Here is a 20,450-nt window from a genome sequence, read left to right as displayed (position 1 = left end):
CCGGGTAAGGCCCCCGCCCAGACCAGCGGGTTGATAGGCCGGAAGTGGAAGCACCGCGAGGTGTGTGAGCTGACCGGTACTAACAGGCCGAGGGCTTGACCACACGACCACCACGAGCCCCACACACGGGCCGCGGTCGAAGATCATGCGCACCAACGCGTCCACTGTGCGGTTCTGAACGACCCAACCGGAGACACCGGTTGTCATGTTCACAGTGTTACGGCGGTCATGGCGAGAGGGAAACGCCCGGTTCCATTCCGAACCCGGAAGCTAAGCCTCTCAGCGCCGATGGTACTGCTCCGGGAACGGAGTGGGAGAGTAGGACACCGCCGGACAACCATTCCAGAACGGGGGTCAGAGCCACGTGCTCTGGCCCCCGTTCCGTCGTTTCCGGACACATCTTGCAGCGCTGTGCGTGCTGCCCCTACTGGCGAGGTACGCAGACGCTCATGACTTCACCGCGACGAGGCGCCGGCGGTACCGGCGGGCAGGGATCCCGAGGAGGCGGCGGCTTCGAACGGGGCCGTCCGCAAGCACGAGGTGCCGGTGCGCGCGGGGCGTCCTCGGGGCGTGGTGGGCAGGGCTCCTGGCAGGGGCGGCGGCCGGCCGGGGGCCGGTCGGAGGACGGCCGCGGAGGCAGTTGGCAGGAGCGTCGTCCTGACGGGGACGGGCCGCAGCGTCGTCCGCACGGGGATGCGGGCAGCCGAGGCGAGGGTGCCGCGCGGCAGGACTGGCGGGACCGCCGCCCGCAGCGTGACGCCGGCTCGAACGCTGGAGCCCCGCGCAAGGAGTGGCAGGATCGGCGGTCGCAGGGCGACCGTCCGGCGGCAGCCCGACCGGAGTGGCGGGACCGGCGTCCCTCAGATGGCCGGGGTCGCGAGGACCGCCCGGGCCGGCAGGACCGGCGACCGCAGGGCGACCGTCCGGCGGCAGGCCGACCGGAGTGGCGGGACCGGCGTCCCTCAGACGGCCGGGGTCGCGAGGACCGCCCGGGCCGGCAGGACCGCCGACCGCAGGGTGAGCGGCCGGCACGCAGCAACTGGCAGGACCAGCGGGCCGCCGGAGAGCCGCCGCAGATCGAGCGGGCGGGGTGGCGCGACCGTCCGCGTGGCGGGCGATCCGATGTCGCTCCGGACCGGCGGGAGGGTCGTTCCCAACGCCCCGGTGGGTCGCGCGGTGAGTCGCAATCCAGCGTGAGCCGCTCCGGCGGACAGCGGAGCGACTGGCGGGACCGCCGTCCGGGCGATGACCGCCGCGGGCGTCCGGAGCGCGGTCAGCGGCCGCCCCACAGCGGCGAGCGCACCCCGCCCGCCCCAACGGGTCCGGAGCTCCCCGAGTGGGCCGACCCGCGTGAGCTGGACCAGTCGGTGCGTGCGGCGTTGCGCGGGCTCGACCCGCGCAACGCCCAGCGGGTGGCCGGCCATCTGGTCGTCGCCGGGACGCTCGTCGACGACCAACCCGAGGAGGCGCTGGCCCACGCGCGGGCGGCCCGCGACCGGGCGTCGCGCATCGCCGTCGTCCGCGAGGCCGTCGGCGTGGCCGCGTACCACGCCGGGGACTACGCCGAGGCCGCCCGTGAGCTGCGTGCCTACCGCCGGATGAGCGGGGACCCGGGATATCGGGCAGTGCTCGCTGACTGTGAGCGGGCCCTGGGGCGTCCCGAGGTCGCCCTGCGGCTGGTGCGTGAGGCGCTGGCCGAGCGCCCGGACGTCGAGGAGACCGTCGAGCTGCGCATGGTCGAGGCCGGCGCGCGCCAGGACCTCGGAGAGCCGTCTGCAGCTCGTCTCGTGCTGGAGGGCGCCCTCGGAGGGCGTCCCCGCCCGGACTCGGTCGACTGGGCCGACCCCGCGGTGCCGCGGGTCTCGGCCGCCTACGCCCACCTCCTCGAGGCCGCCGGTGAGAGCGCCCTCGCAGCCGAGTGGCACGCCGCGGTGGCCGCGCACACCCCCGACGAGTCCGACGTCGAGTTCTCCGAGGAGGAGCTGCCCGTGGCAGACGCCGCCCCGGCGGCGGAGGTCGCTGAGGTACGGGCACCGGCCGGCGAGAGGCCGGCCGACGCGGACGACGACTCCGGCGGGGAGCCCGACGGGTCCGAGGACCACGACTTCGCTGAGGACATCGAGGCCGAGGTCGCCGAACTGCTGGGCGAGACCGACGAGCCCGAGGACGCCGCTGCCGCGGAAGGCCCCCCCGGGCACTGATCGCCGACAGCGGGGTCGGCGCCGTCCACACCGGTGCCCGCGGTCCACAGACCTCCGACGGACCTGGTCCGGGCAGAGCGGGACGGCGAGGCTGCCGTCATGAGCGTGGCTGTGATCGACCGGAACGACGTGGTGCTCCGCGGGAAGCTCTCTGCCCCGGCCGAGGTGCGGACCCTGCCCAGCGGCGACACGCTGGTCAGCTTCCGCCTGGTGGTGCGCCGGCCCGGACCGCTGGTCCGGGGGCGGTCGACCGACACGCTGCCGTGCATCACCTACGACCGCGCGCTGCAGAGGCGGGTCACGGCGTGGCAGGCCGGTGACGTCGTCGAGGTGGAGGGCGCGCTGCAGCGCCGGTTCTGGCGGACCGCGACCGGAACCACGTCGATGACCGAGGTGAACTGCCGACGCGGACGCAAGGTGCCGAGGTCCGCGGGGGCCGACGTCCGCACCGCGTGAGCGGCCGGTCAGTCCCCGTGCGGCCGCAGGACCAGACCGGTTCGCGGCTTCGGGACGAACAGTGTCGACTTCCGGGGCATGCGGGCGTTCGCCCGGGCCACGGCGGCGACGTCGGCAGGCGAGGGCGCCCGCAGCAGGACCGCCACGCCGTGGCGGCTGCGTGCGCCGGTCAGCGCCTCCTCGACGCCGTGCGCGATGAGGACGGCGTCGGCGTCGTCGGCGCGCCCCCACAGCCGGTGCACCAGGCCGTGGTGGACGACCACGACGTCCAGCCCGCGCCACGATTCCGGAGCCTCGGTGGGAACGGCGTCGAGCACGTCGGCCGACGGGGAATCCAGCCGGACCAGCCGAGATCCGTCGCTGATCAGCAGGCCCGTCTCGCCGGGATCGGCGATCCAGCGCCGGACCGCCGCGGCGGAGCCGCCGGCGCCCACGGGCAGCTCAGTCGCCCGGAAACCGGCCGAGGCCGCGGCGAGCGCCTCACCGAGGGCGAGGTCGGGCACCACCCGGTGGATCGGGTGCACGCGCAGCCCGCCCGGTCCCATGGGGGTGACCAGCGCCAGGATGGCGCGTGCACCGTGGGCCCGCGCCGCCGCGAAGCGGTGGTGCCCGTCGGCGATGACCGCGCCGGTGTCGGCGAGCGCGGCGGTGACCGGGCCGGTCAGCGCCGGGTCGGCCACCCGCCACAGGGCGTGCCGGACACCGTCGGCGTCGGTCACCTCGAGCGTCGGCGAACCCTCCTGGGCTGCGACGGTCAGCGCGGGGAGACCCGGGTGCGGGTCGTGCGCCAGCACGATGGGCTCCAGGTCGGTCGCGGTCGCCTCCAGCAGCGCCCGGCGTCCCTCCACGGCACCGGGGAAGGTGTCCTCGTGAGGCAGGACGGCACGCGAGCCGGCCGGCGGCAGCTCGACCGCGGCCAGCCAGCCGACGGTGTCGGGAGCGCCGTCCGCCGGGCTCAGCGCGTACACCCACAGCGCCGGCTCGACGTCGCGCTCGAGCACTCCGGCCTGCTCCCAGCTCCGCAGCATCCCGGCAGCCTCGGCGACCGACCGGCGCAGCCCGTCGCCGCCCGAGCCGTCCGCACCGGACGCGACGCCGGGCAGGATGAGGCGCACGACGTTGTGCGGGTCGGCGGCGGTCAGGCGGTCCCGACCCTCCGGGGTCACCAGGTCGTAGGCTGGCGAGCTCACCCGGGCCAGGGAGCCGGGGTCTCGTCGCCGGTACGTGAGAGCGCGGAAGGGCCGGACCTCGAGCCCCGTCGCAGCTTCCGGGAACGGGGAGTCCGACGACGAGCGCACGACGGGAATCGTAGGAGCGGTGCGCTCCGGACGGTGGACGTCGCGGGCTGCGGGAGCAGGCCGGTGACGACACCACCGCCCGGCGGCACCCGGACCGAGGGAGCGGCGGTGTCCGACGCGGGGGTGCCCGACGGCGACGTCTACGACTGGTACCAGCGCGGGCTGCAGCTGCTGGCCAATCGTGATCCGGCAGCCGCAGCGACGATCCTGGCCCGCGCCGCAGCGGCCGAGCCGGGGTCGCGCAGCTTGCTGGAGGCGCTGGCCCGCGCCCAGTACGACGCCGGCCGCTACGCCGAGGCGGTCGGGACGTTCCACGAGCTCACCGTCCGCAATCCGGCCGACGACTACGCTCAGTTCGGCCTGGGCCTCGCGGCCAGCCGGGCGGGCGACCTCGACCTCGCCGCCGAGCATCTGGCCCTGGCCGTGGCGATGCGCCCGGACCTGGGCCACTACTCGCGCGCGCTGCGCGGGGTGCGTGCCCGCCGTGGCGGGGAGACCTCGTGAACGGCGCGCTGATCCCGCTGTCCGCGGGCGCTGCGCAGCCACCCTGCCGGCAGTACGACGTCGCGCTGCTCGACCTGGACGGCGTCGTCTACGTCGGCCCCGAGGCGGTGCCCGGCGTGCCCGAGGCGCTGGCGGCCGCGCGGGCGGCGGGCATGCGGCTGGGCTTCGTCACCAACAACGCCTCCCGGACACCGGAGGAGGTCGCCGAGCACCTCACCGCCCTCGATGTTCCCGCGAGCGCCCCGGAGGTGATCACCAGCTCGCAGGCGGCGGCCACGGTCGTCGCCCAGCGGCTCGGTGCGGGCGCCCGCGTCCTACCGGTCGGCGGCCCGGGCGTGGCCGCCGCGCTCCGGGCCGCGGGGCTCACCGTGGTCGCCCACGCCGGAGAGGAGCCGCTCGCGGTCGTGCAGGGCTACGGCCGCGACGTCGGGTGGACCGAGCTGGCCGAGGCCGTGGTGGCCGTCCGCAACGGCGCCGAGCACGTGGCCACCAACGCCGACGCCACCATCCCCTCCCCGCGCGGGCCCCTGCCCGGCAACGGCGCGCTGGTGGGCGTCGTCAGCGCCGTCACCGGCCGGCGCCCGCTGGTGACCGGTAAGCCCGACCCGGCCATGCACGCCGAGTGCGTCCGCCGCACCGGAGCGCGGCGGCCCCTGGTGGTGGGCGACCGGCTCGACACCGACGTCGAGGGTGGTCGCCGCGCCGGCGCGGCGACCCTGCTGGTGCTCACCGGCGTGACCGACCCGGCGACCCTGCTGGCAGCCGGTCCGGATCAGCGGCCCGACCTGCTCGCCCCGGATGCCGCCGGTCTGCTCACCGCCCACCCCGCGGCCGTCGCGGCGGACGGGGGTTGGCGCTGTGGGGCGTGGTCGGTTCGGTCCGAGGCCGGGGACGGTCCGCTCCGGCTGGGCCGGCACGCGGCCGGTGCACCCGCGAGCGCCGACGGGCTCGACGGGCTGCGCGCGCTGTGCGTCGCGCACTGGGCCCGGTACCCGGACGCGGCCGCACCGGTGCGGGTCGCCGCTGCGGACGCGGCTGCCGCCGCCGGGCTGCGGCGCTGGGCGTTGCCGTCCTGAGCTGCCCGGCGGGTCGGCGACACCCTCCTGCAGAGGCCCGCCGCCGGCCCCCCCAGGGCACCGCCCCGAGCGCTGATGGCCCACGCCCAAGGTCCCGCTGCGAGCTTGCGCGGGCGGGGCACCGGGGTCATCCAGAGGGCGGGCGAGGTCCCCTCACGGTGGGGCAGGGGGTCCCTCAGAGCAGCGTGCGCAGCCGGAGCATGTCGCGCAGGCCGGCCTCCAGCTTCACCCGCCCCGACGCCCAGGCCGGGCCGAAGGACAGCTGGCCCTCGGTCAGCGCGACGAGGTCGTCACTGCTCATGGTGAACCGGATGTCGGCCTTCTCCGGCGACTGACCGTCGGGCTCGGCCCGCAGGTCGCGCACCGATCCCCGGGCCAGCCGGCCGCGGACGATGGTGTCGAGGTCGGTCAGCCGGCAGGACAGGCTCCGGTCCAGGCCCTGCGCCGCGGGCTTGGCCGCGAGGTCGCCGAGGATCCCCTCCAGGGCGGTCATGCACTGCTCCATCGTCGCCACGCGGGCACGCCTCCGTCGCGTTCGGGGACCGGGCGGCCGAACGCTAGCGCCCGCCGGCGACCCGTGTGCGTCGGCCCCGGCCGGTACCCTCGCGGGCCGGGGGAGCAGCACCGGGCAGCGCCCGGGCGGCAGGTCCCCGAGGTCCTGCCGGCGTCCGCCTGCGCCGTGCCCGTTCACCCGAGAGGCCAGCGATGACCGAGCCCAACCGACCGGTACCGGGGCCGCCCCGGCCCGGACCGTGGGGCGGCGCGGCACCGATCCCGGCCGCGGCCACGCCGGACGAGGTACAGCCGCAGGAGGCGCAGCCGGCCGACCCGGGCAGGGACGAGGGCACGCGGTTCGCCGACCTCGACCGGCGGCCGGTGGCCGAGCACGTCGCAGTCTTCGAGGCCGAGCACGCCCGGCTGCAGCGCGAGCTCGGCACGATCGACCAGCTCTGATGGTCCGCCGCAGCCGGCTCGACGCGGAACTCGTGCGGCGGGGGCTGGCCCGCTCCCGGGAGCACGCCGTCGTCCTCATCGCCGAGGGGCGGGTCGCCGTGTCCGGCCGGGCCGCGACCAAGCCCGCCACCGGCGTGGACGCCAACACCCCCGTCGTCGTGCGCACCGACCCCGACGAGCCCAGCTGGGTCTCCCGCGGCGCGCACAAGCTGCTCGGCGGGCTGGAGGCCTTCCCGGTCCCGGTCGAGGGCCGGCGGGCGCTGGACGCCGGCGCGTCGACCGGCGGCTTCACCGAGGTGCTGCTGCGCCGCGGGGCCAGCGAGGTCGTGGCCGTCGACGTCGGCTACGGCGAGCTGGCCTGGTCGCTGCGGACCGACGAACGGGTGCGGGTGCTCGAGCGCACCAACGTCCGCACGCTGACGCCCGAGCAGGTCGACGGCCCGGTGGACCTCGTCGTGGCCGACCTGTCGTTCATCTCCCTGCGGCTGGTGCTGCCGGCCCTCACCTCCTGCGCCACCGGCGAGGCCGACCTGCTGCCCATGGTCAAACCGCAGTTCGAGGTCGGCCGCGAGCGGCTCGGCGCCGGTGGCGTGGTCCGCGACCCGGCGCACCGGCAGGACGCCGTCCTGCAGGTGGCGCGGGCCGCCGCGGAGCTCGGCTGGGGAACGGCGGGCGTGGTCGCCAGCCCGCTGCCCGGACCGGCCGGCAACGTCGAGTTCTTCCTCTGGCTGCGCCGGGACGCCGGCCCGCCGCGGGAGGACGACGTGCGCCGCGCCGTGGAGGAGGGCCCGTCGGAACGGGTACCCAGGACCCGTCGGCCGCCCAGCACCGGGGCCGCACCGGCACCCCCACCGGCCGCCCCCGAGGAGGACCAGTGACCGAGCTCGCGAGGTCGCGCAGGGACACAGCACCGTCGGGCACGCGAGTGACGAGCGCCAGCGAGGAGGAAGCGTGACAGAGGTCAGCCCCACCGTCTGGGCTCCCAGCGGAAACCGGCACGTGCTGCTCACCGTGCACACCGGCCGGCACGACATCGTCGAGCTCGCCCGCAGCTCCGCCGCCCGCCTGGCCAAGGCCGGCATCACCGTGCGGCTGCTCGAGGACGAGGCGGCGGCGCTCGGCATCGAGGGCGCCCAGGTGGCGCCCGCCGACGCCGAGGCCGCCCGCGGCGCGGAGATCGTCATGGTCTTCGGCGGCGACGGCACCTTCCTGCGCGCCGCCGAGCTCGCCCGCTACAGCAACGCCGCGCTCATGGGGGTCAACCTCGGCCGGGTCGGCTTCCTCGCCGAGACCGAGCCCGAGGCGGTCGAGGAGACCCTGACCGCGATCGAGCGGTGCGAGTACTCGGTGGAGAAGCGGCTGGCGATCGAGGTCGACGTCCTCGACGCCACCGGCGCCGTCGTCGGCGGCACCTGGGCGCTCAACGAGGTCTCGGTGGAGAAGTCCGAGCGCTCGCGGGTGCTCGACCTGGTCGTGGCCATCGACGGACGCCCGCTCACCAGCTTCGGCTGCGACGGCGTCCTGTTCGCCACGCCGACCGGGTCCACGGCCTACGCGTTCTCCGCCGGCGGGCCGGTCGTGTGGCCCGACGTCGAGGCGATGCTGGTCGTGCCGTCGAACGCGCACGCGCTGTTCTCCCGCCCGCTGGTCACCTCACCGGACGCGGTGCTCACCGTGGCCATCCCGGCCGACGGCAACCGCGCCCGCGTGTCCGCCGACGGGCGACGCGCGCTCGAGGTACCGGAGGGTGGCCGGGTCGACGTCCGCCGGGCCGCCCGGCCGGTGCGCATCGCGCGGGTGCACAAGACCACGTTCGGCGACCGGCTGGTGGCCAAGTTCGGGCTGCCGGTGCGCGGGTTCCGGGACGCCCGCCGGCACGACCCGGGCCACGAGATGGCTCCGGACCGCAACGTGCTGGCCCGCGGATGGGTCCGCGGGGACGGAGAGGAGGGGCGCCACGGTGGCGACACGGACGACGACGCGTGAGAGCCGGCGGCCGGCCCGCACGGCAGAGCCGGTCGAGGCGGTCGCCGCGGCACCGGACGGCGGGACGTCGCTGGGCCGGCTGACCGAGCTGCGCATCCGCGGGCTCGGCGCCATCGACGACGTCACCCTCGAACTCGGCGACGGCCTGACCGTGGTGACCGGGGAGACCGGCGCGGGCAAGACGATGGTCGTCACCGGCCTGACGCTGCTCTTCGGCGGTCGGGCCGACCCCGGCCGGGTGCGCGCCAACGGCCGGGCCGGTGTCGAGGGGCGGCTGGCGCTGCCCGCGGACTCCCCGGTGTGGGAGCGCGCGGCCGACGCCGGCGCCGACCCCGACGACGATGGCACGCTGATCCTGGCGCGCACGGTCAGCGCCGAGGGGCGGTCGCGCGCGCACCTCGGCGGGCGCAGCGTGCCGGTCGGCGTGGTCGCCGAGCTGGCCGAGGGGCTGCTGGCGGTGCACGGGCAGAGCGACCAGCTGCGGCTGTCCCGTCCGGCCGAGCAGCGCCGGGCCCTGGACCGCTACGCCGGCACCGCGCACCTGGAGCTGCTGGACCGCTACCGCGAGGCGTACACCCGCTGGCGGCAGCTGGCCAGCGACCTCGAACGCCGGCGCGGTCAGGCCCGGGAGCTGGCCCAGGCCGCCGACGTCCTCCGCCACGGGCTGGAGGAGATCGACGCGGCGGGCCCGCAGCCGGGGGAGGACGCCGAGCTGGACGCGCAGGCGCGGCGGCTCAGCGACGCCGACGCGCTGCGCGCGGCCGCCGACGAGGCCCGCACCGCGCTGGTCGGCGACGTCACCGGCGACCTCGGGGACGACCTGCCGCAGGACGCCAGCGCCGCGCTGGCCATCGCCGAGCGGGCGCTGGCCGCCTCCGACGACCCCACCCTGGTGATGCTCGCGCAGGACCTGAACGACGCGGTCGCGGTCGTCTCCGACGTGGCCGGGCAGCTGGCCACCTACGTCGCCGACCTGGACGCCGACCCCGCCCGGCTGGCCGAGGTGCTGGACCGCCGGGCGGCGATCACCGCCCTGGTGCGCAAGTACGCCGACGTCGGCGACGGCGTGGACGGCGTCCTGGCGTGGGCCGAGGACGCCCGCCGGCGCCTGGATGAGCTCGACGTGTCCGACGAGGCGCTCGAGGCGCTGGAGGCCGCGCGCGACGCCGCCCGGGCCGAGGTCGACGACCTGGGCGCCCAGGTGTCGGCCGGGCGGCGGGCGGCGGCCGACGGGTTCGCCGCCGAGGTGGGCCGGGAGCTCGCCGGGCTGGCGATGAGGAGCGCGCGGATCTCCTTCGCCGTCGACAGCGACCCGGATGCCCCGGGACCGGAGGGCATCGACGAGGTGGCGCTGCTGATGGCGGCCCATCCCGGCGCCCCGCCGCGCCCGGTGCACAAGGGTGCCTCCGGCGGCGAGCTGTCCCGGGTGATGCTGGCCATCGAGGTGGTCTTCGCCGGTGCCGACCCGGTGCCGGTCATGGTCTTCGACGAGGTCGACGCCGGGGTCGGCGGGCAGGCCGCCGGGGAGATCGGCCGGCGGCTGGCCCGGCTGGCCCGCCGGCACCAGGTCGTCGTCGTCACCCACCTGGCGCAGGTCGCGGCGTTCGCCGACACCCACCTGGTGGTCGACAAGTCCCCGGACACCGGTGCGGGTGTGACCGCCACCGACATCCGGGCCGTCGACGGCGAGGACCGGGTGCGCGAGCTGGCCCGGATGCTCTCCGGCCTGACCGACAGCGACACCGGACAGGCCCACGCCCGGGAGCTGCTGGCCGTGGCGGCGACCGCACGCGCGGCGGCGTAGCGGAGGCGTCCGGCAGCCAGGAGTGACGGCGGAACGAGCGGGGTAGGGCCGGGTCGTGCCCCACCGACGTCGCGACGCCGCAGCCCCGCGGCCCTCCGCCCACCTCCCGCTGACCGGTGCCACGCGGTGAGCTGCTTCTCCTCCGCCGACGAGTCGGCGCACTACGGGTTCAGCGTCTGCATGCTGCTGCAGCACTACCGCGAGCAGCTGGGCTGGGCGCGCGAGGGCGTCGTCGAGCTCGGCACCGGCGACGCCACCGCCATCGCCGACGTGGTGGCCGGCCTGCCGGAGCTGCGGGTGCGCAGCTTCGACATCAGCGCCCCGTCGGTCGAGCGGGCCCGGGAGAACATCGCCGACCGCGGGGTCGCGGACCGCTACACCGTCGAACTCGGCGACTTCTTCGACCGCGCCGACTCCGCGGCCGGGCCGACGGCGTCCACGGTGATCGCCAACCCGCCCTACATCCCGGCGCCGGACCGCGACATCCTCATGCCCGAGCTCTGGGGCGGGGTGTACGGCAACGACCTGGTGCTGCAGCTGCTCAAGGCCGGGTACCGCAACGTCGTCACCGCGGTGCCGAGCTACGCCGACCCCGGGACGACGGTCCGCACCGCCGAGCACCTGGGCTACCGGGTGGTGAACTTCCTCGCGATGGGCCTGGACTACGGCGAGTACAGCGCCGAGCCCAAGGTGCGCGACCACATCCGGCGGTTGGTCGCCGAGGGTCGCGGCTGGGCCGGGGAGGGCGAGTACATGGTCGCCGTGGCGCTCTTCACGCAGGACCCGGACATCCCCGGCGACCGCGCCGCCCAGCTGCTGCGGGCGCTGCAGCTGCTCGCCTGACGCCTCCGCGTCGCCCCAGTGGGCAGTTGCGGTCGCCGACACGCGCGGACACGCCGACGACGTCGACCCGAACTGCTCACTCGGGGACGACGACCAGCTCCCGGGTGGGCTCACTGCCGCAGGGGGGCGACGACCAGCTTCCGGGGGGCTCAGCGCCGCAGGGGGACGGCACCCAGCCGCGGTGTCGTCCGCTAGGACGACGATGTCATCGTCATCGCCGCTTGGCGTAGCCCGCGAGGCCGAACTGCAGGAGGGCCAGGCCGCGCTGGCCGCGGGCGCGCAGCTCGGCTGACAGCTCCGGACCGGAAACGCCGGCGAGCACCCGGTCGCGGGCCAGCTCCAGCAGCGCGGCGTAGAGGCTGAGCACCGCGTGCGCGGCCAGCCAGGGCGCCAGCTCCCCGGGCTCGGCGCGGGTCTCCTCGGCGATGAGCTCGGCAAGCGCGCTGGTCAGCTCGCCGAGGATCTCCCGCTCGCGCACCTGCAGGGTGCGGCTGCCGCGGATGACACGGGCCATCTCGGCCACGCCGGCGGCGGCCTCGGGTGCGCCGAGCCCGCTCATCGCCCGGACGACGAAGGTGCCGGCCGCCGCGCTCACCGACTCGCCGGCGGGACGGCTGCGCACCGCCTCGAGCAGCGCCGCGCGCATCGGCGGGTCGGCCTCGAAGACCAGCCCCTCCTTGACCGGGAAGTGGTTGAACACCGTCTTCTCGACCACGCCGGCCCGCTGCGCGATCTCCACGACGCTGACCGCGTCGAACCCACGCTCGGCGAACAGCTCGGCGGCGGCCTCGATGATCGTGCCGCGGGTCTGCTGGCGGCGCCGCTCGCGCAGGCCGGGGCCGCGCAGCGCGCGCCGCCCGCGGCGTCCGCGGGCGGGCGGCTCGGGCTCGGCGGGTGCCGGGGGAGGAACGGGGGTGGTGGCCCCGGGGAGCGGGGGCGCCTCGTCGGGCGACGCCGGTGCGGGCAGTTCCTGGACGACCGCCTCGGGCGCCCCCGGCCGGACGTCGTCGTCCTCGTTCGTACGGCCGACTGCGTGCGCCCCTGGAGTCACCCGGCCAACGCTAGACAGCCCCGCGGGGGGCTCCGACAGGGCCTGTGCGGCAGGTCTGTCCGGCGTGTCGCCGTCCCCGTGGTGTCGGACACTCTGCGTGACTGGTATGTCGCCGATGCGCGTCGGACGACGGCGGCTCCAGCTGTCCGTGGGAGAGTGCAGGCCATGCGCATCGGCTCCCTCCGCCGTGGCCGGGCGCCGGAAGCGGCCCCCGGAGTGACCGGCACCGTGCGGCTGGACCGCCGCACCAAGAACCTCACCAAGAGGCTGCGCCCCGGGGACGTCGCGGTCATCGACCACGTCGACATCGACCGGGTCAGCGCCGACTCGCTGGTCGCCTGCAGGGTCGCCGCGGTGGTCAACGCCGCGCCCAGCACCTCCGGCCGCTATCCGAACCTCGGCCCGGAGATCCTGGTCAACGCCGGCATCCCGCTCGTCGACGGGGTGGGCAAGGAGGTCCTGTCGGCCGTCAAGGAGGGGACGACGGTCCGCGTCGACGGCACCCGGCTGCTGCGGGAGGACGGCACCGTCGTCGCCGAGGGCACCGAGCAGACCGCGGACTCCGTCGCCGAGGCGATGGCCGAGGCCCGCGCCGGGCTGTCGGTGCAGTTGGAGGCGTTCGCCACCAACACGATGGAGTACATGAAACGCGAGCGCGCGCTGCTGCTCGATGGTGTCGGCGTGCCGGACGTGGCCACGCAGATCGAGGGCCGGCACGTGCTGGTCGTCGTCCGCGGCTACGACTACAAGGAGGACCTGCAGGCGCTGCGGTCCTACATCCGCGACTACCGGCCGGTGCTGATCGGCGTGGACGGCGGGGCGGACGCGCTCGTCGAGGCCGGCTACCGGCCGGACATGATCATCGGCGACATGGACTCGGTGAGCGACGAGGTCCTCAAGAGCGGGGCCGAGGTCGTGGTGCACGCCTACGCCGACGGCCGCGCCCCGGGCCTGGCCCGCGTGCAGGACCTCGGCGTCGACGCGATCACCTTCCCGGCCGCGGCCACCAGCGAGGACATCGCGATGCTGCTGGCCGACGAGAAGGGCGCCACGCTCATCGTCGCCGTCGGCACCCACGCCACCCTGGTCGAGTTCCTCGACAAGGGCCGCGGTGGCATGGCCTCCACTTTCCTCACCCGGCTGCGGCTGGGCGGCAAGCTCGTCGACGCCAAGGGCGTGAGCCGGCTCTACCGCAGCCGCATCTCGACGCTAACCCTGGTCGTCCTGGTGCTCGCCGCCTTCATCGCCATCGGGTCGGCCCTCGCCGTCTCGGCGGCCGGCCGCGTCTACCTCGACCTGCTGGTCGACCAATGGAACAGCTTCGTGTTCTGGCTGGAGAACCTCTTCACGTGATCGACTTCCGCTACCACCTGGTCTCGCTGATCGCGGTCTTCCTGGCCGTCGCGCTGGGCATCGTCATCGGCACCACGGCGCTCAACGCGCCGATCCTCGAGGACCTCGAGGGAGAGGTGGCTGCGCTCGCCGAGGACAAGCGGGAGCTGGAGACCCAGACGCGAGAGCTGCAGGCCCAGCTGGACACCAGTGACGCCTTCGAGCAGGCCGTCGCGCCGTCCCTGGTCGCCGGTAACCTCGCCGGGCGCAGCGTCGTGCTGGTCGCCGTCGGCGAGGACGTCGCCACCGAGACCGTCGAGGAGGTCACCACCCTCATCGGCCAGGCCGGGGGCACCGTGACCGGCACCGTCCGGCTGCAGCCGGAGTACAGCGACCCGGCCACCGCCGCCGAGGTGCAGAGCTACGTCACCGGCCCGGGCCTGCCCACCGGCGTCACGCTGCCCGAGACCGACGACACCGGGCAGCTGGTCGGCTCGCTGCTGGCCCAGGTGCTCATGCGCCCGGCCGTGCCCGGCGCCCCGGCGCCGGACACCGCCGCACTCTCCTCGGTGCTGGCCGGCCTGCGGGCCCTCGACGTGCTGGACGTCGAGTCCAGCTCGGTCACCCCGGCCGACTTCGCCGTGCTGCTCACCGCCGGCGCCCCCACCGAGCGGGAGACCGAGCAGGACGCCGAGCAGGACGCCGCGCAGCACACCGACACCCTCGTCGACCTGGCACTGGCCCTCGACGCCGCGGGCTCCGGCGCCGTCGTCGCCGGCGACGCCGCCTCGGCCGGGGACACCGGTCTGGTCGGCGTCATCCGCGCCGACCCGGAGAACTCGGCGGCCGTCTCGACCGTGGACAACATCGACGCGGCCTCCGGCCGGATCAGCACGGTGCTCGCACTCGGGCGGGAGAGCCAGGGCACCTCGGGGGCCTACGGCACGGGCGAGGACGCCCAGCCGGTGCCGCCGCTGCCCGCCGCGACCCCGTGACCCGCCGGCGAGCGGCCCTGCTCGCGCTCGGCGGTGCCACTGCGGCCCGGCTGGGCCTGGCCGGTGCCGCCGCACTCGACGCGCGACCGGCAGGGGCGGCCTGGCGGCGCACCAACTACGCCGGCCGGCCGGTGACCCTGCTCGGCGGGCCGGCCCTGGCCCTCGCCGCGACGGCCTCCGCGGTCGCCGGCGCCCCGGCCGGCACCCGCGCGGCCGCCGCGCTGGTCGGCACCGTGTCCGGGCTGGTCGGCGGCTACGACGACCTCGCCGGCGCCCGCCCCGAGCAGGCGCGGGACAAGGGGCTGGCCGGGCACCTGCGGGCGCTGCGGGCCGGGCGGGTCTCGGCCGGCGCGGTCAAGGTCGCCGGCATCGGCGCCGCCGCCGCGGCCGCCGCCCTGCTCACACGGCGGGAGCGGGGCCTCGCCGACGCCGTCCTCACCACCGGGCTGGTCGCCGGCACCGCCAACCTGGCCAACCTGCTCGACCTGCGTCCCGGCCGGGCGGCCAAGGCCGCCGCGCTCGCCGCCGCCGCAGGGCTGCGGAGCCCGGCCGGCGCCCTCGTCGCCGGCCCGCTCGGTGCGAGCCTCGCCGTCCTGCCGGACGACCTGGGGGAACGGGTCATGCTCGGCGACTGCGGCGCCAACGCCGTCGGCGCGCTGCTCGGGCTCCGGCTGGCGGCGGTGCCGGGCCGCGCGCCGCGTGCCGGGGCGCTCGCGGCCGTGGTCGGGCTGACCCTGGCCAGCGAGCGGGTGAGCTTCACACGGGTCATCGAGGCCACCCCCGTGCTGCGGGAGCTGGACCGGCTCGGCCGCCGTCGGGCATGACCCGGCAGGTCGTCCGGGGGGTCGCCGGCGCCGCCGCGCTGATCGCCGTCCTCACCGTGCTGACCCGGCTCGCCGGGTTCGGCCGCACGCTGGTGTTCACCAACGCCGTGGGCGCCGGCAGCACCGGTGACACCTACCTGGCGGCCAACAACGTCCCGAACATCGTCTTCGAGGTCGTCGCCGGCGGCGCCCTGGCGAGTCTCGTGGTGCCGATGCTGGCCGGCGGCATCGCGACCGGCGACCGCGAGCAGGTGCGGCGCACCGCCTCGGCGCTGCTCGGGTGGAGCCTGCTGGTGCTCACGCCGCTGGCCGTGCTGCTCGCGCTGTGCGCCGAGCCGGTCGCCCGGCTGCTGCTCGGCGCGGGGGACCCGGCCCAGGTCGAGCTCGCCGCCCGCTTCCTGGTCGTCTTCGCCCCGCAGGTCGTGCTGTACGGCATCGGCATCGTGCTGACCGGCGTGCTGCAGGCCCACCGCCGCTTCGCCGCCCCCGCGCTGGCGCCCCTGCTGTCCAGCGTCGTCGTCGCCGGGGCCTACCTCACCTTCGCCGCGATCGGCGGCAGCCGGACGGCGGAGGGGTTGTCCACCCCCGCCGAGCTGGTCCTCTCCGTCGGGACGACGCTCGGCGTGGTCGCCCTCTCGCTCTGCCTGGTCCTCCCGGTGCGCCGGCTGGGGCTGGGCCTGCGGCCGTCGCTGCGTTTCCCGGTGGGCGCCGCACCGCGGGTGCGCCGGCTGGCGGTCGCGGGCGTGCTCACCCTCGCCGGGCAGCAGCTGCTGGCCGCGGTGGCGATCCGGCTGGCCAACGCCGGCGCCCCCGATGGCACCCAGGTCGTCTACGCCGCCGGGCTCACCGTCTTCCTCGTGCCGTGGGCCGCGCTGGCGGTGCCGCTGGCGACCTCCGCCTACCCGGGGCTGGCCGAGCGGGCCGAGACCGGGGACGAGGCCGGGTTCCGCCGGGCGCTGGCCCCGGTGGCCGTGCTCGTCCTCGCCGCCTCGACGGTCGCCGCGGCGGTGCTGGTGGCGGTCGCGGGGCCGATGGCCGGGGTGTTCCTCACCGGGCAGCCGGCGGACGTCGTGGGCGCGCTGCGGGACACCGTCGTCGCCTTCGCCCCCGGACTGCCGGGCTACGGGCTGGTGGCGGTGCTCTCCCGCGCGCTCTACGCCCGCGGCCTGTGGAAGGCACCGACGGCGTGCGTGCTCGGAGGGTGGCTCGTGGCGGTGGCGGCCGACGTCGTCCTCGCCGCACTGCTGCCCGCAGCCGACCGCGGGCCCGCCCTCGCCGCCGGCCACAGCGCCGGGGTCACCGTCGCCGGGCTGGCGCTGCTCGCCGTGGTGGCGCGGGTCGTGGGACCGGCCGGGCTGGCCGGGGTCGTCCGCACCGGGTTGCCCGCGGTGCTCGCCGCCGCGCTCGCCGGGGCGGCGGGGCTGGCCGTCGCCGGCGCGCTGGGCGCCGACCCGGTGCCGCAGGGGGACCTGCTCGCGACGGTCGGCGCCGGGGTGCTCGCCGCGGCGACCGCACTGGCCGTCGCCGCGGCGGTCATGATGGGAACGGCGCGCGGCCCGCTGCTGGCCGCCGTGCGCCGTCTGCGACGAGGCGATCCCCAGGAGGTGCACGGTGGCTGAGCGGCTCCCGCTGCAGGGCCGCCGGGTGGCCGAGGTGCTGGCCACCAGCACCGGTGGAGTCGGCACGCACGTGCGGGCGGTGCTGCCCGCCCTGGTCGCGGCCGGCGCCGACGTCCGGGTGTGCGGCCCGCCGGCCACCGAGCAGTTGTTCGGCTTCACCGCCACGGGTGCCGGCTTCGCGCCCGTCGGCATCTCCGCCGGTCTCTCGCCCGGAGCCGACGCCCGCGCCGTCGCCGCGCTGCGCCGGGCCACCGCCGACGCGGATCTGCTGCACGCCCACGGCCTGCGCGCCGGGCTGGTCGCCGCGGCGGCCCGCCGGCTCGGGAACCGCAGCCGGCCCCTGGTGCTCACGCTGCACAACGCCCTGCCCGAGGGCGGGGGCGCGCTGCGCCGGGTGCTGCGGCTGGCCGAGCGGGCCACGATCCGCGACGTCGACGTCGTCCTCGCCGCCTCCGGTGACCTCGCCGAGAACGCCTGGCGGCAGGGCGCGCGGGACGTGCGGGACGCGCCCGTCTCGGCACCGCCGCTGCCCGCCGCGGCCCGGACGGCCGCCGAGGTCCGCGCCGAGCTCGGCCTGGCCGACGGCCGGCCGCTGGTCGTCGCCGTCGGGCGGTTGCACCCGCAGAAGGGCTACGACGTCCTGCTCGACGCCGCCGCCCGGTGGGCCGCCGGCTCGCAGCCGCCGCTCGTGGCCGTCGCCGGAGACGGCCCGCTGCACGACGAGCTCGCCGCCCGGATCGCTGCCGAGCGGCTGCCCGTGGTGCTGCTCGGCCGGCGCAGCGACGTCGCCGACCTGCTGGCCGCCGCCGACCTGGCCGTGCTGCCCTCGCGCTGGGAGGCCCGATCGCTGACCGCGCAGGAGGCGCTGCGCGCCGGCACCCCGCTGGTCGCCACCCGCACCGGCGGGCTGCCCGAGCTGCTCGGGGACGGCGCGCAGCTGGTGCCGGTGGGCGACGCCGCCGCGCTGGCCGACGCGGTCACCGGGCTGCTGGCCGACCCCGCGCGCGCCCGCGCGCTGACCGAGGCCGGCGGCCGGCAGGCGGCGAGCTGGCCGGACGAGGCCGCCACCGCCCGGCAGCTGGTCGCCCTCTACCGCGAACTGCTCGGCGCCCCCCGATGACCCGGCTCGCGGCCCTGCTGCTCGCCGTCCTGGCCGTGCTGGTGGCCGGCGTCGGGACCGCCGGCGCCGCCCCGGCCGAGGGGGCGAGTGCCGACCGCGTGGTCGTCGTCGGCGTCCCCGGCCTGGTGTGGGACGACGTCGACCCGCAGGCCACCCCGCAGCTGTGGGCCCTCGCCGAGGGCTCGCCGATCGGCGCGGTGTCGGTGCGGGCCGCGCGTGCCACCAGCTGCGTGCTCGACGGCTGGGCGACCCTCGGGGCGGGCAACCGCGCCCGTTTCCCCGCGCCCGACGAGTCGATCCCGCCGGTGCCGCTGCCGACCGTCCCGCTGCCCGGCGAGGCCCCGGCCGATCCGGACGCGCCGGCGGACGCCGCGCCGCAGGAGTCCACCCCGCCGGTGCCGCCGGCCAGCCCGGCGCTGTCGCACTGCGGACTGCAGGAGCGGCTCGCCGCGGCCGGCCTGGCCGATCCGCAGGCCGCCGTCGCCGCGGTGGCCGCGGACTCCGCGACGGCCCGCTTCGGCGCCGACCCCGCGGCGCTGGGCGAGGCGGTCGGCTGTGCCACCGTCGTCGGCCGGGCGCCGGCGCTGGCCGTCGCCGCCCCCGGTGTGACGATCGGCCAGCGGGAGGAGGTGCCCGCCGACCCCGGTGAGCTGCTGACCGGCTGCCCGCTGGTGCTGGCCGGCCTCGACGACCTGGTCGACGCCGGTGAACCCGCACTCGAGGGCAGCGACACCGGCACCGAGCCGCGGCCCCGCGCGGCCGCGCTGGCCGCCATCGACGCCGCGCTCGGCCGGCTGGTCGAGGCCGTGGCGGCCGCGCCGGGGGAGACGCTGCTGCTGGTGCAGGGCATCAGCGAGGTCAACGACGGCCGGGCGCAGCTGCACGTCGGCATCGCCTCGGGCCCGGGGTTCACCGAGCCGCGCTGGCTGACCTCGGCGAGCACCGGGCGGGCGCCGTTCGTGCAGCTCATCGACGTCGCGCCGACCGTGCTGGCCGCGCTCGGCCTGGAGCGGGCGCCGTCGATGAACGGCCAGGCGCTGCGGTCCGACGGCGAGCGGCCGCCGCTGCCCGCGGCGATCCCGCTGCTCGAGCAGGCCAACACCGCCGCCGCCGTGCACTACCGCAGCACCGGCGCCTTCTTCATCGGCCTGGTGCTGCTGAACACCGCCGTCGTCGGCCTGGGCCTGCTGGTGGCCGGAGGACGGCGCCGGGACCGGGCGCCGCGCCCGGCCGGGGAGCGGCTGCGCGGCGCGGTGCGCCCGGTCGCGCTCGGGGCCGCCGCGGTGCCGGTCGCGAGCTACCTCGCCGGGCTGCTGCCGTGGGAGCGGGCCGGTGCGCCTCGGCTGGCGCTGGCCGGCAGCGTCCTGCTGGCGGCGCTCGCGGTGCTCGCCGTCGCCGCGCTGGGCCCGTGGCGCCGGCACCCGCTGGGGCCGCCGGCCGCCGTCCTGGTGATCACGCTGGGCACCCTGGTGGGCGACGTGCTGACCGGGTCGACCCTGGAGCTCAACGGCCTCCTCGGCTACGACGCGATCGTGGCCGGGCGGTTCACCGGCTACGGCAACCTGGGCTTCGGGCTGCTCGGGGTCAGCGCGCTGCTGCTCACCGCCGCCCTCGCCGCCGCGGCCGGCCGCCGGGCGCCGGCCGGCCGGGCCAGGGTGGCGACCGCGGCGGTCGTGCTCGGCGCCGGGGCGCTCACCGTGCTGGTCGTCGGGGCGCCGGCGCTGGGCCGCGACTTCGGCGGGGTGCTCGCCGCCCTGCCCGGGTTCCTGCTGCTGGCGATGCTGCTCACCGGCACGCGCGTGACGGTGACCCGGATGGCGGCGGTGCTGGCGCTGGCGGTGGCCGCGGTCGGCTCGCTGGCGTTCGTCGACTGGCTGCGTCCGCCGTCCGAGCGCAGCCACCTGGGCCGGTTCGTCGAGCAGCTGCTCACCGGTGAGGCGTGGACGGTGGTCAGCCGCAAGGCGGAGGCCAACGTCGGCATCCTGTTCGGCAGCCCGCTGGCCTGGCTGCTGCCGGTCGCGCTGGTCGCCGCCGTCTGGCTGGTGCGCCCGGGCGGGGGGCGGTGGGGTGGGTGGCTGCCGGGGCCGCTGCGCGGGCCCGGGCTGCTGCGCGGGCGCGGCGACCTGCTGCCTGCCGGCGACCTCGCGGTCCTGCGGGCCGGGCTGCTGGCCGCCGCGCTCAGCCTCGCCCTCGGGGCGGTCGCGAACGACTCCGGCGTGGCCCTGCCGGCCACCGCGGCGGTCCTGCTGGTACCGCTGCTCGTGTGGCTGGCCAGCGGCCCCCGTGCGGCCGCCGGGGTGGCCGACGGCACGCCCGCGGGCCGGGAGGGGGAGGCGGCCGATCGTGTTACGGTCGTCTCCCGTGGATCGACCGCATGGCACGCGTGA

Annotated in this window: 18 protein-coding genes and 2 rRNA genes; 17 read left to right on the top strand and 3 right to left on the bottom strand. The window is 77.1% G+C overall.

Features of this window, described 5'->3' with window-relative positions; all coding sequences use genetic code 11:
• The 4 genes from BUB17_RS05375 to BUB17_RS05355 all read left to right on the top strand — a co-directional run.
• Nucleotides 1-103: ribosomal RNA gene (locus BUB17_RS05375) — 23S ribosomal RNA — on the top strand; the annotation flags it as partial.
• 115 nt (nucleotides 104-218) lie between these two features.
• Nucleotides 219-335, top strand: a 5S ribosomal RNA gene (gene rrf, locus BUB17_RS05370).
• Nucleotides 336-1,367: 1,032 nt separating this feature from the next.
• Nucleotides 1,368-2,201, top strand: a complete 834-nt coding sequence (locus BUB17_RS05360; RefSeq protein WP_141242910.1) for a tetratricopeptide repeat protein — start codon at nucleotides 1,368-1,370, stop codon at nucleotides 2,199-2,201.
• 99 nt (nucleotides 2,202-2,300) lie between these two features.
• Complete coding sequence (locus tag BUB17_RS05355; protein WP_072914519.1) at nucleotides 2,301-2,657, top strand: single-stranded DNA-binding protein; 357 nt, start codon at nucleotides 2,301-2,303, stop codon at nucleotides 2,655-2,657.
• 8 nt (nucleotides 2,658-2,665) lie between these two features.
• Here BUB17_RS05355 and BUB17_RS05350 read toward each other — a convergent pair whose 3' ends face one another.
• On the bottom strand, nucleotides 2,666-3,847 hold the full coding sequence (locus tag BUB17_RS05350) for a DUF1015 domain-containing protein (RefSeq protein ID WP_244276942.1): 1,182 nt from the start codon (nucleotides 3,845-3,847) through the stop codon (nucleotides 2,666-2,668).
• 171 nt (nucleotides 3,848-4,018) lie between these two features.
• Here BUB17_RS05350 and BUB17_RS05345 point away from each other — a divergent pair, with 171 nt between their 5' ends.
• Both BUB17_RS05345 and BUB17_RS05340 read left to right on the top strand, forming a co-directional pair.
• Nucleotides 4,019-4,459: a tetratricopeptide repeat protein gene (locus BUB17_RS05345; RefSeq protein WP_244276940.1), complete on the top strand. Its 441-nt coding sequence runs from the start codon at nucleotides 4,019-4,021 to the stop codon at nucleotides 4,457-4,459.
• A complete protein-coding gene (locus BUB17_RS05340) occupies nucleotides 4,456-5,535 on the top strand; it encodes an HAD-IIA family hydrolase (protein WP_072914512.1) in 1,080 nt (359 codons plus the stop codon). The genes BUB17_RS05345 and BUB17_RS05340 overlap by 4 nt, the downstream gene beginning before the upstream one ends.
• A 175-nt stretch (nucleotides 5,536-5,710) precedes the next feature.
• Here BUB17_RS05340 and BUB17_RS05335 read toward each other — a convergent pair whose 3' ends face one another.
• A complete protein-coding gene (locus BUB17_RS05335) occupies nucleotides 5,711-6,028 on the bottom strand; it encodes an SCP2 sterol-binding domain-containing protein (RefSeq protein ID WP_244276938.1) in 318 nt (105 codons plus the stop codon).
• 212 nt (nucleotides 6,029-6,240) lie between these two features.
• On the opposite strand from BUB17_RS05335, the gene BUB17_RS26655 reads away from it, so the two are divergent.
• From BUB17_RS26655 to BUB17_RS05310, 5 genes are all read left to right on the top strand, one after another.
• Entirely contained in the window at nucleotides 6,241-6,489 is a 249-nt protein-coding gene (locus BUB17_RS26655) for a hypothetical protein (RefSeq protein ID WP_072914505.1), read from the top strand.
• The gene (locus BUB17_RS05325; RefSeq protein ID WP_175561281.1) at nucleotides 6,489-7,367 is read left to right on the top strand and encodes a TlyA family RNA methyltransferase; all 879 of its coding nucleotides are present in this window, start codon (nucleotides 6,489-6,491) and stop codon (nucleotides 7,365-7,367) included. Before BUB17_RS26655 ends, BUB17_RS05325 begins: the two co-directional genes overlap by 1 nt.
• A gap of 73 nt (nucleotides 7,368-7,440) precedes the next feature.
• Nucleotides 7,441-8,475, top strand: a complete 1,035-nt coding sequence (locus BUB17_RS05320; RefSeq protein WP_072914503.1) for an NAD kinase — start codon at nucleotides 7,441-7,443, stop codon at nucleotides 8,473-8,475.
• Entirely contained in the window at nucleotides 8,450-10,279 is a 1,830-nt protein-coding gene (gene recN, locus BUB17_RS05315) for a DNA repair protein RecN (RefSeq protein WP_244276936.1), read from the top strand. Before BUB17_RS05320 ends, recN begins: the two co-directional genes overlap by 26 nt.
• Nucleotides 10,280-10,405: 126 nt before the next feature.
• Nucleotides 10,406-11,122, top strand: coding sequence for a class I SAM-dependent methyltransferase (locus BUB17_RS05310; protein ID WP_072914501.1), 717 nt, complete (start codon nucleotides 10,406-10,408; stop codon nucleotides 11,120-11,122).
• A 211-nt stretch (nucleotides 11,123-11,333) separates the two neighbouring features.
• Here BUB17_RS05310 and BUB17_RS05305 read toward each other — a convergent pair whose 3' ends face one another.
• A complete protein-coding gene (locus tag BUB17_RS05305; protein WP_072914499.1) occupies nucleotides 11,334-12,173 on the bottom strand; it encodes a TetR/AcrR family transcriptional regulator in 840 nt (279 codons plus the stop codon).
• Nucleotides 12,174-12,338: 165 nt separating this feature from the next.
• Between BUB17_RS05305 and steA the strand changes: the two genes are divergently transcribed.
• The 6 genes from steA to BUB17_RS05275 are packed head-to-tail and all read left to right on the top strand — an operon-like array spanning nucleotide 12,339 to nucleotide 20,450.
• Nucleotides 12,339-13,526, top strand: coding sequence for a putative cytokinetic ring protein SteA (gene steA, locus BUB17_RS05300; RefSeq protein WP_072914637.1), 1,188 nt, complete (start codon nucleotides 12,339-12,341; stop codon nucleotides 13,524-13,526).
• The gene (locus BUB17_RS05295) at nucleotides 13,523-14,500 is read left to right on the top strand and encodes a copper transporter (protein ID WP_072914495.1); all 978 of its coding nucleotides are present in this window, start codon (nucleotides 13,523-13,525) and stop codon (nucleotides 14,498-14,500) included. Before steA ends, BUB17_RS05295 begins: the two co-directional genes overlap by 4 nt.
• On the top strand, nucleotides 14,497-15,324 hold the full coding sequence (locus tag BUB17_RS05290; RefSeq protein WP_083606038.1) for a hypothetical protein: 828 nt from the start codon (nucleotides 14,497-14,499) through the stop codon (nucleotides 15,322-15,324). Before BUB17_RS05295 ends, BUB17_RS05290 begins: the two co-directional genes overlap by 4 nt.
• Nucleotides 15,321-16,943, top strand: coding sequence for a murein biosynthesis integral membrane protein MurJ (gene murJ, locus BUB17_RS05285; RefSeq protein WP_072914491.1), 1,623 nt, complete (start codon nucleotides 15,321-15,323; stop codon nucleotides 16,941-16,943). Before BUB17_RS05290 ends, murJ begins: the two co-directional genes overlap by 4 nt.
• Nucleotides 16,936-18,063: a glycosyltransferase family 4 protein gene (locus BUB17_RS05280; RefSeq protein WP_072914488.1), complete on the top strand. Its 1,128-nt coding sequence runs from the start codon at nucleotides 16,936-16,938 to the stop codon at nucleotides 18,061-18,063. The genes murJ and BUB17_RS05280 overlap by 8 nt, the downstream gene beginning before the upstream one ends.
• Nucleotides 18,060-20,450, top strand: coding sequence for a hypothetical protein (locus BUB17_RS05275; protein ID WP_072914485.1), 2,391 nt, complete (start codon nucleotides 18,060-18,062; stop codon nucleotides 20,448-20,450). Before BUB17_RS05280 ends, BUB17_RS05275 begins: the two co-directional genes overlap by 4 nt.

Source organism: Geodermatophilus obscurus, assembly GCF_900143215.1.
GTDB lineage: Bacteria > Actinomycetota > Actinomycetes > Mycobacteriales > Geodermatophilaceae > Geodermatophilus > Geodermatophilus obscurus_A.
This window is presented reverse-complemented; position numbering and strand designations above follow the sequence as displayed.

Excerpts from the sequence above, each read along its gene's own strand:
- BUB17_RS05355 (WP_072914519.1), top strand. The coding sequence starts at position 2,301 with ATGAGCGTGGCTGTGATCGACCGGAACGACGTGGTGCTCCGCGGGAAG.
- steA (WP_072914637.1), top strand. The coding sequence starts at position 12,339 with ATGCGCATCGGCTCCCTCCGCCGTGGCCGGGCGCCGGAAGCGGCCCCC.
- BUB17_RS26655 (WP_072914505.1), top strand. The coding sequence starts at position 6,241 with ATGACCGAGCCCAACCGACCGGTACCGGGGCCGCCCCGGCCCGGACCG.
- BUB17_RS05325 (WP_175561281.1), top strand. The coding sequence starts at position 6,489 with ATGGTCCGCCGCAGCCGGCTCGACGCGGAACTCGTGCGGCGGGGGCTG.
- BUB17_RS05275 (WP_072914485.1), top strand. The coding sequence starts at position 18,060 with ATGACCCGGCTCGCGGCCCTGCTGCTCGCCGTCCTGGCCGTGCTGGTG.
- murJ (WP_072914491.1), top strand. The coding sequence starts at position 15,321 with ATGACCCGGCAGGTCGTCCGGGGGGTCGCCGGCGCCGCCGCGCTGATC.
- BUB17_RS05335 (WP_244276938.1), bottom strand. The coding sequence starts at position 6,028 with ATGACCGCCCTGGAGGGGATCCTCGGCGACCTCGCGGCCAAGCCCGCG.